A 12,900-nucleotide genomic window follows, 5' to 3' on the forward strand; every position below is an offset into this window, starting at 1 on the left:
ACGCCTCGGTCTACAAAGATGCCCAAGGCAGTGTGCTTGGAGTCTTCGCGGCCGCGCGCGACGTCACCGCGCAAAAGCAGGCTGAAGCCGAGATCGCCTTGCAGCGAGGCAACGAGTTGGAGAGGTTGGCGGAACTCGAGCGGTTCCAGAAGCTTACCGTTGGGCGCGAACTCAAGATGATCGAGCTGAAGAAAGAGATCGCCGATCTGACCGCAAGTTTGAGCCTTGCGAGGGGGTCTGTGCCGCCTCGGGGGGACGAGTGAAGACGCCGCCCGCGGAGGCTTGGATACCGGCAGTAGACGGTCGGGTCGATGCTTCGGCCTACGCGAGGGCGATTCTCAACATCCTCGAGGACTTCAGCGACGAGAAGACGCGGCTCAACGATACGCAGCGCGCGGTCATGAACATCCTGGAGGACTTCGACCTCGAGAAGCGCAAAGTCGCGGAACTGGAGATGTTCGCTTATGTCGCCTCTCACGATCTCCAGGAGCCGCTGCGGATGATCACCAGCTACACGCAGCTCTTGGCCAAGCGGTACGCCGGGAGGCTCGACGCGGACGCCGACGATTTCATCGGCTTCGTCGTCGACGGAACCAAGAGGATGCAAGCGCTGATTCGGGACTTGCTCGAATACTCCAACGTTGGTTCGACGGAACTTGATCTGCGTGCCGCGGATTGCGAGCAGGTTCTCCGAGGCGTGCTTGCCAACCTCGAAAGCCTCATGGCGGAGTCCGGCGCGACCCTGACGCACGACCCTCTGCCGACGGTTCTCGCGGACTCGTCGCAATTGGCTCAACTTCTTCAGAACCTGGTGACGAATGCCGTCAAGTTCCGCGGCGCGCGCGCGCCCGTCGTCCACGTGGGAGCCGAGCCTGTGGTGGGCGGATGGCGCCTGTCTGTTCGCGACAACGGCATCGGGATCGATCACGCGTACGCCGAGAGCGTGTTCGAAGCCTTCCGGCGACTCAACCCGCGTGACTACCCGGGCACCGGCGTGGGGCTTGCGATCTGCAAGCGAATCGTGGAACGCCATGGGGGTCGAATCTGGGTGGAATCGGTGGTGGGCGAGGGTTCAACGTTCTTCGTCATCTTGAGCCGCGTCCCATGATTGCGCGCTCCGGAGAGCCGGTGGAGATTCTCCTGGTCGACGACCACCCGGGTGACGTGCGCCTGACCGAGGAGGCTTTTGCGGAGTGCCGGGTGCGGACCAACCTCAGCGTGGCCGTCGATGGCGAAGAAGCGATGGCGTTCCTGCGGAGGGAGGGGGAGTTCGCCGAGGCGCCCCGCCCGGCGCTCATTATTCTTGACCTGAACCTCCCGAAGAAGAACGGCATGAGGGTTCTAACCGAGATTCGCGCTGATCCGACGTTGTCGGAGATCCCCGTCATCGTCCTGACGACCTCGACTTCCGAGAAGGACATTGCTGAGGCGTATCAACGCCACGCGAACTGCTACATCACGAAGCCGGTGGATCTGGACAAGTTCTTCGAGGTCGTCCGTCTCATCGAGAGTTTCTGGCTGATGATCGTAGAGTTACCCCGGAGGTGACGCCTTGACCAACGACTTACTTCGGGTTCTGGTGATCGAGGACAACCCCGGGGACGCGCGCCTGGTCTCGGAGATGCTGTCCGAGGTGGACAAGCTTGGGTTTCGCGTCGAGATCGCAACGCGGCTGAGTGAAGGTCTCGCTCAGTTGGCCGAAGGCGGGTTGGATGTCGTTCTGCTCGACCTGGGATTGCCCGACACCCAAGGTCTCGATTCAATCACCAGGATCAACAGAGAAGCCCCATCCGTGCCGGTGGTGGTCCTCACGGTCTCGGATGAAGAGGCGCTGATCCGCGGGGCAGTGGGGGCGGGGGCGCAGGGCTTCTTCGTCAAGGGCGAGCCCAAGCCCGAGTTGCTCGCCCGCACCTTGTGGCACGCCGTCGAGCGGCAACGCATGCTCAACGCACTTGAGCAAGCGTACGAGGCCGAGCGAATCTCCGCGGAGCGGTTGAGGAAACTCGATCAACTCAAGAATGATTTCATCAGCATCGTTTCCCACGATCTTCGCTCGCCCTTGACGACGATCGCCGGCTTCGCATCGACCCTCTTCGACAACTGGGAATCTTTCAGCGACCAGGAGCGGCGCAAGTTCCTGAAGACGATCGAACTCAACGCTATGGAGATGGACAACCTGATCGACGAACTCGTCGATTTGGCGCGGATCGAGTCGGGGAATCTGAGCCTGGATGTCGCGCCTTTCGATCTGTTGGACATGATCGGGCGGGTCGTCTTCGAGATGGCCACGGTGGCCGGCCGCACATACGCGCTCGATGCACCCTCCGACGGATGTCCACCGGCACTCGGGGACGAAGGGCGTCAGCGGCAGATCTTCAGGAATCTGTTTTCCAACGCGCTCAAGTTCTCGTCTTCGGACAAGCCTGTCGAGGTGTCGGTGGTTCCGCGCGACGCAATGATTGAGGTAGCCGTGCGCGATCGTGGCGTCGGCATCTCCGAAGAGGCGATGCCTGCGATCTTTCAGAAGTTCTCTCCCTCCCGAATCCCGGAGAGCGGGAAGAGATCAGGCACGGGACTCGGGTTGTACATCTGCAAGTTCTTCGTCGAGGCCCAGGGGGGCACGATCCGCGTCGAGAGCCGCGTCGGCGAAGGTTCGACGTTCATCTACACGGTCCCAATGGCTGAAGCCCCCACCGATTGACGCGGACTGGTCTGAGTCCGCGGACTGGAACCGGGCAGGAGATCCCGGGCAGGTGTGCACCTGAGTACTCGCGCCTGGCGCACATCATTTGCGCCAGGCGCGAGTACTCGCACCCAGATGTGGCTCCGGTGCGGGGAGAAGGCGCGCGTCCGGGGGAAACACATAATTAACCTGCGCGTAACGTGGGCGGAAACGTTCGGAAACAGCCGGCCCGTAGATTCCTTGAGACCGCGGACGACGGCTCTCTCGGGGGTACACGATGCCAACCATGAATACCGGCGATACGGCATGGATCATTGTTGCTTCGGCGCTGGTGATGTTCATGACGCCGGGACTTGCGCTGTTCTACGGTGGCTTGGTTCGGCAGAAGAACGTGCTTTCGACGTTCATGCACTCGTTCTTCGCGCTCGGCCTGGTGACGGTCGTCTTCGTGCTGGTCGGGTATTCGTTGGGATTCGGCGGTGACCACGCGGGGTTCATCGGAGGATTCGACTTCTTTGGACTCAAGAACGTGGCGTTTGACGCCGCGGGGCCGAAGGTGTGTTGCGCGCCCGGGGCCGCGCCCGGTTTATTGTCGGGGGCGACGCCGCACCTGGCTTTCATGCTCTTCCAGTTGATGTTCGCGGTGATCACTCCCGCGTTGATCTCGGGGGCGTTTGCCGAACGCACCAAGTTCTCCGGCATGGCCGTCTTCTTCGCGCTGTGGTCGTTGCTGGTCTACAGCCCGGTCGCCCACTGGGTTTGGGCGGGCGGATGGCTGTTCGATCGAGGAGTGCTCGACTTCGCAGGTGGAACGGTTGTGCACATCAATGCAGGTGTCGCGGCGCTGGTGTTTGCGGTGTATCTGGGTAAGCGCCAAGGCTGGCCGCGAGAGATCGCGCCGCCGCACAACGTAACGATGACGTTGCTGGGCGCTGGGATTCTGTGGTTCGGTTGGTTTGGGTTCAACGGAGGTTCTGCGCTGGCCGCAAACGGTATTGCGGTGAGCGCGATCGTTGCGACGCACTGCGCTGCCGCCGCGGCGATGCTCGGATGGGCGATTCCCGAATGGCTGCGCCACAAGAAGGTCACTGCCGTCGGTGCGGCCTCCGGCGCAGTCGCGGGACTCGTTGCGATCACGCCGGCGGCTGGATTTGTTCGTCCGTGGGCGGCACTCGTTATCGGGCTGGTCGCCGGAGCGGTGTGCTACTTCGCGGTGAACCTGAAATTCCGCTTCGGCTACGACGACTCACTGGACGTTGTTGGAGTGCACCTGGTCGGGGGGATCATCGGGGCGCTGGCGACCGGTGTGTTTGCCGAGATCGCAGTGAACGCCGCCGGAGACAACGGGGCGTTGTTCGGTAACCTCGGGCAATTGGCGGACCAGGCGCTCGGAATCGCAGTGACGATCGGGTACTCGGCAGTGTTGTCTCTGGGGATTCTGTGGTTCGTCGACAAGACCGTCGGGATTCGTCTGTCGCAGGACGACGAACTGGTCGGGGCCGACCTCACCCAGCACGGTGAGGCCGCGTATTCCAGTGGCGACGTCGGAGCCCACATTGGGCACATGGCTGCCTCCGTCCCATGGGGTCATTCCGGTGGGTTCTCGGCTAGCCTGTCGGACACACGTCAGGGGAGGCAGGGCGAATGAAACTTGTCACGGCAATCGTGAAGCCGTTCAAGCTGGAGGAGGCCAAGGAGGCTCTGCGCGCGGTCGGCATACAAGGCATGACCGTGACCGAGACTCGGGGGTTCGGTCGCCAGCGCGGGCACACCGAGGTCTACCGCGGCGCGGAGTATCAAGTGGATTTCGTTCCCAAGGTCAAGATCGAAGTCATCTGCGAGGACGCGCAGGTCGAGCAGGTAGTGGAGGCAGTGATGACCGCCGCGCGCACCGGCAAGATCGGCGACGGCAAGATCTTCGTCACCACAGCCGAGCAGGTGTACCGGATTCGTACCGGAGAGGCCGGCGGGGACGCCATCTGACTACGGCGAGACCGACAGCGAGGAGCCCGGGATTCCGGGCTCTTGCGTTTTCCCCCACTTATGCGATCTGTCTGAAATGTGATTTCGCGAGCCGGTTTCCATCGGTTTCCGCTGGTGAGGTGTGTACTCGGGCTGCGTGACGAATGGCCGCAACGCGGCGAATCCTTCCATCCGGCGTCGCGGGGAGCACATGCCTCACCGTAAAATTGGCTCGCCCGAAGAAGTCCTCGGGCCGTCGCTCACTTCGAATCCGAGAAGAGGTACCGATGAAGCGAATCCTGTTGGCCGCCCTCGCGGTGGCAGCCGTTCTCCCCGTCGTTCCCGCGCGCGCCACTACGACCCCTGTGTTGAGGGGCACACACACTTTTCCGGTGGCTGAGGCGCTTCCTTGTGCCGGTGTCTGCTCGTACTTGGTCCCGCACACGTCGGACCCGGAGGCCTTTGTTGCGAGCTGGAACCTGCTCGAAGACGACCCTCAGGACCGCCAGACCACGTTCGCGTGCACCGAGCCCAGTCCCGCGGGGTCGTTCCTTGATGTCACGCTGAACGTTCCGTCGAAGGCGAACTTCTTGAAGATCGAGGCAACGCCGACGATCGATTGGGACATCGTGCTGTGTCTTCCCGGCAACAAGGGCATGGTCGCGTTTGAGGACGTGCCGTACCTAGAGGACTGTCCCGCCGGATGCCTCACCGTGATCCAGTTGAGGATCAGGCCTGCGACGGGCAAGAAGCCCGCGCAGTATTCGAAGCTGGTTCTGCGGGCTTACAACTTCTCCGACGTCCAAGACCTGACCGCGACTTGGGGCTTCTACACCGTCTAGCCGAAGGCGACGAAGCGGGGCGGGCTTGCTCGCCCCGCTTCGTCGTTTCCGCAGTCGTTGCGAATGCGCTGTGCGCGCGCGCGCATTGGCAGGATGTCGCGCATGGCGCAACGAGCCTATTCGCAATAGGCCGGTGTGCCTGCGGAAAAGTGGCGCGCGCCGGACCACGCCACGAATCTGCCATGAATGCGGATGCGATCTCACTCCATCGGGCTATTGGCCCGGTCCGCAAGTCCTATAACAATCAAGTCGAGTCGCGAAATAGGTTGCGACTCATGGGATCGCGACACCGCAGGTAGACGAAACATCTGCTTGGACTCCGTGGAGGTGCAACGTGCCGAATCGCTCTGGTCCGATTCGCCGTTCGACTCCCGACGTCTCGGTTATCGTCCCGGTCAAGAACGAGGCGCCGAGCATTCGCTCGTTGTTCGACGCGGTCGGTGCGGCTCTTGCCGGTCGCACTTTTGAAGTTCTGTTCGTGGACGACGGCAGCACCGACGCATCCGCGGAAGTGTTGCGAGAGCTCGTGCGCCACGATCCCCGTGCGCGGGCGCTCCGGCTCCGAGCCAATTTTGGCAAGTCGGCCGCACTGTCGGCCGGCTTCCGTGAGGCGCGCGGAGCCGTCGTCGTCACGATCGACGGCGACCTGCAGGACGAGCCGGGGGATATCCCGGCGATGATCGACAAGCTCGGCGATGGAGTCGAGTTGGTGAGCGGATGGAAGGTGCGGCGCCGGGACTCGTGGACTCGGCGCGCGGCGTCGAAGGTCTTCAACGCAGTCACTCGCTCTGTTACCGGAGTACGCCTGCACGATTTCAACTGTGGATTGAAGGCGTACACGGCGGCTTGCGCGAAGGACTTGGCGCCGTACTGCTATGGAGAACTGCACCGGTATCTTCCCGCCATTGCGCACGATCGGGGATTCGGGATCGCGGAGATGCCGGTCCGTCATCATCCTCGCCTGCACGGGAAGTCCCGCTACGGTCTGGAGCGATACTTCCGGGGTCTTCTGGATCTGATCACCGTGGTGTTCACGTCCAAGTACGCGCGGAGGCCGCTGCACGCGTTCGGGGGCGTCGGAAGCGTGCTTCTGGTGTTGTCGGTCGCGGGGTTTGCGTCGCTCGCCGTGCAGCACTTCGCATTCGGGTCGGCTGCGGCAACTGCGGGGCTGGCTGCGGTCAGCGCCCTCGCGCTCGTCATCGGGATGCAGTTCATCCTGACCGGGCTGGTTGCGGAAGTCGTCGCAAGACCGCGAAGCGCGACTGTGCCGTTCGCCGAGGTTCCATTGTTCCACTCGGAGGGAATGACGCACTCCGCGCATCCGCCGTCGGTGATCGTGCTTTCCGACGTCGGAGCGCGGGACGGGTATCGAGGGAGTGCGGGAAGATGACTTCCGAGGTGGACGCGGCACGGGCGACAAAACCCGTGAAGACGCTGTTCGGATGGCTGGTGTTCCGCCGCGTGTCGTTACCGTTGTCGATCCGGCTGGCGCGTACTCGCGTGCGTCCGTCGCACGTGACCGCTGCCGGGGTGTTCTTCGGATTCGCCGCCGCGGCGATGTTCGCGACCGGTCGGTATGCGTTTCTCGTCGTCGGGGGCGTGGCTGCATTCCTTGCCAAGTTGCTGGATGCGATGGACGGCGAGATCGCGCGCGCCAAGCACCTCGACACCGCAGCGGGATACGTTGCCGACGGGCTGTCCGACCGGCTGCGTGACACGGTGGTTCTTGCGGGGTTGGGCGTCGGCGCGACGCGGATGGGGGTTGCCGGAGCCGAGGTCTGGACCGCCGCCGCGCTTACCGGCTATCTCGCGTTCTTCTATGTCAGCGCTGCGACGCCCTCGCACTGGCGGGAGATGCGCGACGAGAGCGACCTGGACGAGAAGCACATGTTCCGGGTGACCGCGCATGTGCGGCTGGGGGCCGGCGACACGCTGGCAGTGGCAGTGCTTGTGGGAGCGATCGCCGGCCGGCCCTGGTGGCCGGTGATGGCAGTCGCGCTCGGCGCCCCGGCGGCGATCGCGCTCAAGGTGCGACGCTTGTTTGAGGCGCGGCCTTGGGAGCGGTCCGAGTCGTGGGCGCCGTCGCGGGACTGAACGGTAGCGGACCGCGCGTGCTGTTCGTCGGCCCGAGCGCGGGCGCGCGCGGGGGGATCGCGCAGTTCAACGCGCGCCTCGCCGAAACCGTTGCTACGAATGCTCACGTACGAGCCATCGGGTTCGAGCGTATGTATCCGTCGTGGACGGACGCAGGCCGGCGGCAGCCCGCTGCCGCCGGCCACGAGGCCTTTCTGGTTCCGTGGCGGCCGCGCACGTGGATGCGGGCCGCGCGCGAATTGCGCGAGTTCGGACCGGATCTGGTCGTCGTGCAGTGGTGGCATCCGCTGTTTGCTCCGTGCCTTCGCCACCTGATCATTGCGGCTCGTCGCAATGACGCTGAAGTGATGATGGTCTGCCACAACGCGCTTCCTCACGAGCCGTTCCCGCTGGCGCGCGCCGCCGCAGCACGAACGATGTCGGCGGCGGGACGACTCGTCGCGCTTTCGACCGCGGTGGCGGCGCAGGTTCGCACTCTGGCTCCGGGCGCGCGCATCGATGTGCTTGCGCACCCACCTAACTTGGCGGGGCACATCGACCCGATGGAGGTCGAGCGCTGGCGCGCGCGTGTCGGGCCGGTGGACGGCCCCATGATCGTCTTCTTCGGCAACGTGCGGCCCTACAAAGGCTTGAGCGACTTGATCGAGGCGATGCCGGCCGTGTGCGCGCGCAGTCCGGCGACTCTCGTCGTCGCCGGGACCTTTTATGAACCCGTCGAGCGATTCCGGCTGCAGGCTCGACGCCTCGGTGTCGAATCTTCGATTCGCTTGTTCCCCGGATACGTTCCCGACGACGAAGTCCTCGCACTGCTGTCGCTCGCCGACGTCGTGGCCATGCCATACCGGACTGCATCCCAGAGCGGCATACTCCCGCTCGTGGCGCTCGCGGAGCGTCCGGTTGTCGCGACGTCGGTCGGCGGCATCACGGAGGCCGTCGGCGACCGGGGTGTCGTGGTGCCACCCGGCGACGGTGCGGCGCTGGCGCAGGGATTGCTGCGTGCGCTCGCGACGCCGCCCCTGCCGCCGCATGGGTTCCGTGACGGCTGGAGCCGGTGGGCTGCGTTAGTCGTCGAAGCGGCGAGCGACGCCGGCGACCGCGCGTACCGGAAGGCCCTGCGGTGATCGTCCCGCAGCGAACACTCACTCTTGCCGCGGCCGACACCGAGGCGCTTTCTCCTCCGCGTGTGATTTCGCCGGCCGGGCGCGCGCTCGTGCTCGCTAATCTCGCGACGGCGGCGTTCTACGTGTCGTGGTGGTTCGTTCCCGGGCGCGCGGGGGTCCCGGGCTTGTTTATGTTGCTCGCCGGCGCTGAGGCGTTCAACCTCGTCCATTTGTTGGGGCTGTGGTGGTCGGTGTGGTCGATGCGCGTCGATCCTGCGCCTCCGGTTCACGCGACGGCCGACTACTCGATCGACGTACTCATCCCAACGTGCGGCGAACCGCTCGAGGTGATCGAGCGAACCGTGGCAGGTGCGATCGCAATGGATGTGCCGCACCAGACCTACGTGCTGGACGACGCGCGCGATCCTGCCGTCCGTTCCCTCGCCGCACGCCTGGGGGCGCGCTACATCGTGCGCTTCACCAGTCGTGGTGCGAAGGCGGGAAACCTCAACGCGGCGCTGGAGCGCACGAAGGGGGACTTGGTTGCGGTGTTCGACGCCGACCACGTCCCGCACCCGGAGTTCTTGCGATCGATCCTCGGGTACTTCAACGACGAGCAACTGGCGTTCGTGCAGACCCCTCAGTACTACGCGAACGCGGGAGGAGACGAAGTCGCTCGCGGGGCGTACTTGCAGCAGGTCATTTTCTACGGGCCGATTTGCCGAGGGAAGAACGGTCTCAACAGTGCTTTCTGCTGCGGCACGAACGTGCTGTTTCGACGCAAGGCCCTCGAGGGTGTCGGTGGGTTCGACGAGCGCAGCGTGGTCGAGGACTTCGTGACGTCGATGCGATTGCACCGGGCGGGGTGGCGCTCGGTGTACTACCCGCATGTGCTCGCCGAGGGGCTTGGACCGACCGGGGTTCGCGCCTACTTCCGCCAGCAGTTCCGCTGGGCGCGCGGCTCGATCGGCGCGCTGTTCACGGGTGAGCCGTTCAAGCGCGGGTTCACTCTCCGTCAGCGAGTTCAGTACTTGCTGGCCACGACCTTCTATCTGATCGGGCTGGTGTCGACGATCTACCTCACGCTGCCGATCCTGTATTTGGTTGGGGGTTGGAGCGCTTTGGCCCCGGGCAGCGGCGACTTCGTGTTCTTCTACGCGCCGTACCTGCTGTGCGCGTTTCTCACCCTGCGCTGGGCGTTGGGGCGACGGCTGGGTCTGGACCACATTCGCTACACATTCGGAGCCTTCCCCGTCTACGCCGCCGCGGCGATCTCCGCGGTGCTTCACCTGCCGGCACGCTTTCGGGTAACGGGCCGTCGCGCGCGCGGCGGCGTGCCGCCGCTGGCGTTGTTGCCCTTGATCGCGTTTGCGGCGACGGCGCAGGCGATCGTGATGGGAGCGTTTCTGCGCACGCCGGACGCGCGCACGGTGACGACGATGTCCTGGGCTGCGCTCAACATGCTTCTGCTGTGGGGGATCGTTCGAGTAACCCTGCGGGACGCGTCGCGGGCGCGCGCGCGCCCGCCGGAACCGGTTACCGTTCCAGCGCGGCTCCACCGGAGCTTCTTCCCGGAGGATGCGGTGACTCCTTCCGTGGTGTTCGGCGCGCGCTGGTCACCCGCACGCGTGCGCGCAACGGTGCTGGGGTGGACCGTCGTTGGTCTCGCGCTGCGTGTTGCCTTCGCGCCGACACAGGGGATCCGCCTGGATGAGTCGCTGAGCTTGGCCCAAGCCCAAGAGCCGCTCCTCACGCTGTGGCGCGGGCTCGCCTCGGGCAACGTTCACATCCCGCTGTACCACACGCTGCTGCATGAATGGATCAAGGTCGCGGGCACATCCGAGTGGGCATTGCGCGCTCCGTCTCTGCTGCTCGGGGTCGCGGCAATACCACTCATGCATGCGCTGGGGCGCAGGCTGTTCGGCGTGCGCGCGGGGATCGCGGCCGCGGCGCTTGCGGCGTTGTCGCCGTTTTGGATTTGGCACAGCGGGGAGGCGCGCATGTACCCGCTGGTGGTCGTCGGCGCGCTGGCGTCGACGGTGCTACTCGTCGATTCCGTGCGATGGGGAGGCGCGCGGCGGTGGGCGGCGTACGCCCTCGTCACCGGAGTCGCGCTGTACTCGCACTACTTCATGCTGTTGCTCCTGCCTGTGCACGTTGGTTACCTGGTGCTGTGCGGGCGGCGCAGAGGGTTCAGGCCGTGGCGCGCGTGGGCGGCGGCGACGGCGGGCGCTCTTGCGCTGTTCGCTCCCTGGATGTGGTTGCTGTACACGACGCGTATCCAGCCTTCGGGTGTGGCATCGCTGACGAACGGTGTTCGTTTGCCGGCGGGCGAGTACACCGCCTACGGGATTATCTATGCCTTCATTACATTCTTTGTGGTGTTCGTCGGCGGCTACCAAGCAACAGCGGTGCTGGCGACGGCGACGGCAGTGGTTGCGGGAATGTGGCCGCTGGCCATCGTGCGGGGCACCACGGCGCGCCGTCGCTCTGCGCGGCGGCGTCGCGTCACGGTGTTCCTCGTAGCCTGGATCGTCTTCACGGTCGGGGGCGTGTTCGTCGCGAACATCGCCGTGCCGGGGTTGTTCTTCCAGAAGTACCTCATCATCGCTTCGCCGCCGGTTCTGCTGTTGATTGCTGCGCGGCTGTCGGCGTTGCGACGGTTTGGGTTAGGCCTCTTCTTCGCGGCGGTTGTGCTGTTGGCGGCGACGGCTGCGGGAGCGCTCGACCCGGCGAATCCGGTTCGCGAGGACTTCCGCGCAGCGGCCGCGGCGGTCACCAGTCACATGTCCTCAGGCGACGCGGTCGTCGTGCTTCCCGGGTTCGATGCCAAGCCGTTCCGCTACTACTTCGACGGTCGGGTGGAGCTTGTGCAAAAGGACGATCCTCCCGTCGCCGTTGTGGGGGAGCGTTTGGTGCGCGTAGCTGAGCTTCATCAAGGCAATCGGCTGTGGGTTGTGCTCGACTTGTTGTATCTGCAAAGCGCCGACCCCGACGTTCCCGCCAGCATTCCCCGATTCCTCGATCTGACGTACCGAAGGACCAAGTTGTTCGAGTTCGGACGCCTTCAGGTGAGCGCGTATGAGCTTCCCGTCGAGTGACCTACCGCGACGTGCTCGGGATTCCGACCGTGTAATAGGAGTCGGCGACCATGGCGCGGTACGTCTTCAGCGACCTGGAGGAGGTGTTCACGCGCCAGTCCTCTTCTTTCGGGACGTGGAACCACATGAGGGCCGCAACCGACGGGAAGTACTGCTTCATGACGGAGCGGGCCTGGGCTATCCAGACGGCTTTGTCGCCCCCGGCCTCGGTGGTGGACGTCTCTCCGATCATGATCGGCTTTCGGCTCGCGTAGGTGCGATAGACGGGAGTGAAGATGCTGCGGAACGTGGTCCACTTGGACCACGAACGCGTGTTTCCGAAGTTATAGCCGTCGATGCCGACCCAATCCACGTAGGTGTCGCCGGGGTAGTACTTGCTCCAGTGATTCCACGAGGCCGCCGGGACGCTGGCGTGGTTCGGAGACCACACCCACACGACGTTGGTGACTCCCTGCCCGCGGAACAGGTTCCAGATTCGCTTCCACGCGGCGCGGTACTTCGCCGGACCGTTGGTCGTTCCCGAGCTGTTGTTGTGGCTTCCGTCCCATGCATACCAGTCGCCGTTCATCTCCCAACCCCAGCGAAGGAACACCTTTCGGCCGAGGGCCTTCAGCGCGCGCGCGCGCGCCTTGATCATCGTGTCGTACTGCCCGGAGTTGATCTGGTTGAGGTTGGTGCCTTGCCAGGAGATAAGGGGAATGCGGCCGTTGGAGATGTCCGTCTTTTCCAACCCCGTCGGAATTTGTTGGGTCCACCCGTAATAGTGGTGGTTGATTCGCAGGCGGCGTCCGATCGTCGTCTCGAAGTTCTTCACCTCGAGGTTCGCGGCGGACTCGGTCGTCCACTGGTTGTCGGTGTCCACGTAGGCGCCGATCAGAACGCCGCGCGACGGCACGAGTTTTCCGCCCGGGCGCGCTTGTGCGGGTATTTGCGGCGCCAGCAGGCCGGCAATGAGTGTAAACGAGAGGACGACTCCGGCATTGCGGAAGTTGAGGACGGGAAGACGTTTCCGCATGAGCATCATTCCTTGTGTGAGTTCTGGCCCGTTCGAGTCATAGAACGAGCGAAACCATCACCCGTTGTATCGACTCCGTTTGGATGGTCTTTGAATCGGGCCT

12 protein-coding genes are annotated in these 12,900 nt (G+C 64.4%); 11 read left to right on the forward strand and 1 reads right to left on the reverse strand.

The features are described from left to right. The 11 genes from WDA27_12515 to WDA27_12565 all read left to right on the forward strand — a co-directional run. Positions 1-263 (forward strand): hypothetical protein (locus WDA27_12515; protein ID MFA5891755.1); only part of this gene is annotated, 263 nt, incomplete at its 5' end. Then, entirely contained in the window at positions 260-1,108 is an 849-nt protein-coding gene (locus WDA27_12520) for an ATP-binding protein (GenBank protein ID MFA5891756.1), read from the forward strand. The genes WDA27_12515 and WDA27_12520, both read left to right, overlap by 4 nt. Next, positions 1,105-1,548, forward strand: coding sequence for a response regulator (locus tag WDA27_12525; GenBank protein MFA5891757.1), 444 nt, complete (start codon positions 1,105-1,107; stop codon positions 1,546-1,548). Before WDA27_12520 ends, WDA27_12525 begins: the two co-directional genes overlap by 4 nt. A 4-nt stretch (positions 1,549-1,552) precedes the next feature. Then, positions 1,553-2,701 carry an ATP-binding protein gene (locus WDA27_12530; protein MFA5891758.1) on the forward strand — a complete coding sequence of 383 codons (1,149 nt, stop codon included), beginning with the start codon at positions 1,553-1,555 and terminating at the stop codon, positions 2,699-2,701. A 268-nt stretch (positions 2,702-2,969) separates the two neighbouring features. Next, positions 2,970-4,331, forward strand: a complete 1,362-nt coding sequence (locus WDA27_12535; GenBank protein ID MFA5891759.1) for an ammonium transporter — start codon at positions 2,970-2,972, stop codon at positions 4,329-4,331. Continuing rightward, positions 4,328-4,666, forward strand: coding sequence for a P-II family nitrogen regulator (locus WDA27_12540; protein MFA5891760.1), 339 nt, complete (start codon positions 4,328-4,330; stop codon positions 4,664-4,666). The genes WDA27_12535 and WDA27_12540 overlap by 4 nt, the downstream gene beginning before the upstream one ends. Positions 4,667-4,932: 266 nt before the next feature. Further along, positions 4,933-5,487: a hypothetical protein gene (locus WDA27_12545; GenBank protein ID MFA5891761.1), complete on the forward strand. Its 555-nt coding sequence runs from the start codon at positions 4,933-4,935 to the stop codon at positions 5,485-5,487. A gap of 334 nt (positions 5,488-5,821) precedes the next feature. Further along, complete coding sequence (locus WDA27_12550) at positions 5,822-6,877, forward strand: glycosyltransferase family 2 protein (GenBank protein MFA5891762.1); 1,056 nt, start codon at positions 5,822-5,824, stop codon at positions 6,875-6,877. Continuing rightward, complete coding sequence (locus WDA27_12555) at positions 6,874-7,581, forward strand: CDP-alcohol phosphatidyltransferase family protein (protein MFA5891763.1); 708 nt, start codon at positions 6,874-6,876, stop codon at positions 7,579-7,581. Before WDA27_12550 ends, WDA27_12555 begins: the two co-directional genes overlap by 4 nt. Beyond that, positions 7,542-8,702: a glycosyltransferase gene (locus tag WDA27_12560; GenBank protein MFA5891764.1), complete on the forward strand. Its 1,161-nt coding sequence runs from the start codon at positions 7,542-7,544 to the stop codon at positions 8,700-8,702. Before WDA27_12555 ends, WDA27_12560 begins: the two co-directional genes overlap by 40 nt. Continuing rightward, complete coding sequence (locus WDA27_12565) at positions 8,699-11,782, forward strand: glycosyltransferase (protein ID MFA5891765.1); 3,084 nt, start codon at positions 8,699-8,701, stop codon at positions 11,780-11,782. Before WDA27_12560 ends, WDA27_12565 begins: the two co-directional genes overlap by 4 nt. A 1-nt stretch (position 11,783) precedes the next feature. On the opposite strand, the gene WDA27_12570 is transcribed toward WDA27_12565, so the two are convergent. Then, the gene (locus tag WDA27_12570) at positions 11,784-12,797 is read right to left on the reverse strand and encodes a glycosyl hydrolase (GenBank protein MFA5891766.1); all 1,014 of its coding nucleotides are present in this window, start codon (positions 12,795-12,797) and stop codon (positions 11,784-11,786) included. Positions 12,798-12,900 lie beyond the last annotated feature (103 nt).

Source organism: Actinomycetota bacterium (genome assembly GCA_041658565.1).
Lineage (GTDB): Bacteria > Actinomycetota > AC-67 > AC-67 > AC-67 > JBAZZY01.

Excerpts from the sequence above, each read along its gene's own strand:
- WDA27_12570 (MFA5891766.1), bottom strand. The coding sequence starts at position 12,797 with ATGCGGAAACGTCTTCCCGTCCTCAACTTCCGCAATGCCGGAGTCGTC.
- WDA27_12540 (MFA5891760.1), top strand. The coding sequence starts at position 4,328 with ATGAAACTTGTCACGGCAATCGTGAAGCCGTTCAAGCTGGAGGAGGCC.
- WDA27_12545 (MFA5891761.1), top strand. The coding sequence starts at position 4,933 with ATGAAGCGAATCCTGTTGGCCGCCCTCGCGGTGGCAGCCGTTCTCCCC.
- WDA27_12535 (MFA5891759.1), top strand. The coding sequence starts at position 2,970 with ATGAATACCGGCGATACGGCATGGATCATTGTTGCTTCGGCGCTGGTG.
- WDA27_12555 (MFA5891763.1), top strand. The coding sequence starts at position 6,874 with ATGACTTCCGAGGTGGACGCGGCACGGGCGACAAAACCCGTGAAGACG.
- WDA27_12525 (MFA5891757.1), top strand. The coding sequence starts at position 1,105 with ATGATTGCGCGCTCCGGAGAGCCGGTGGAGATTCTCCTGGTCGACGAC.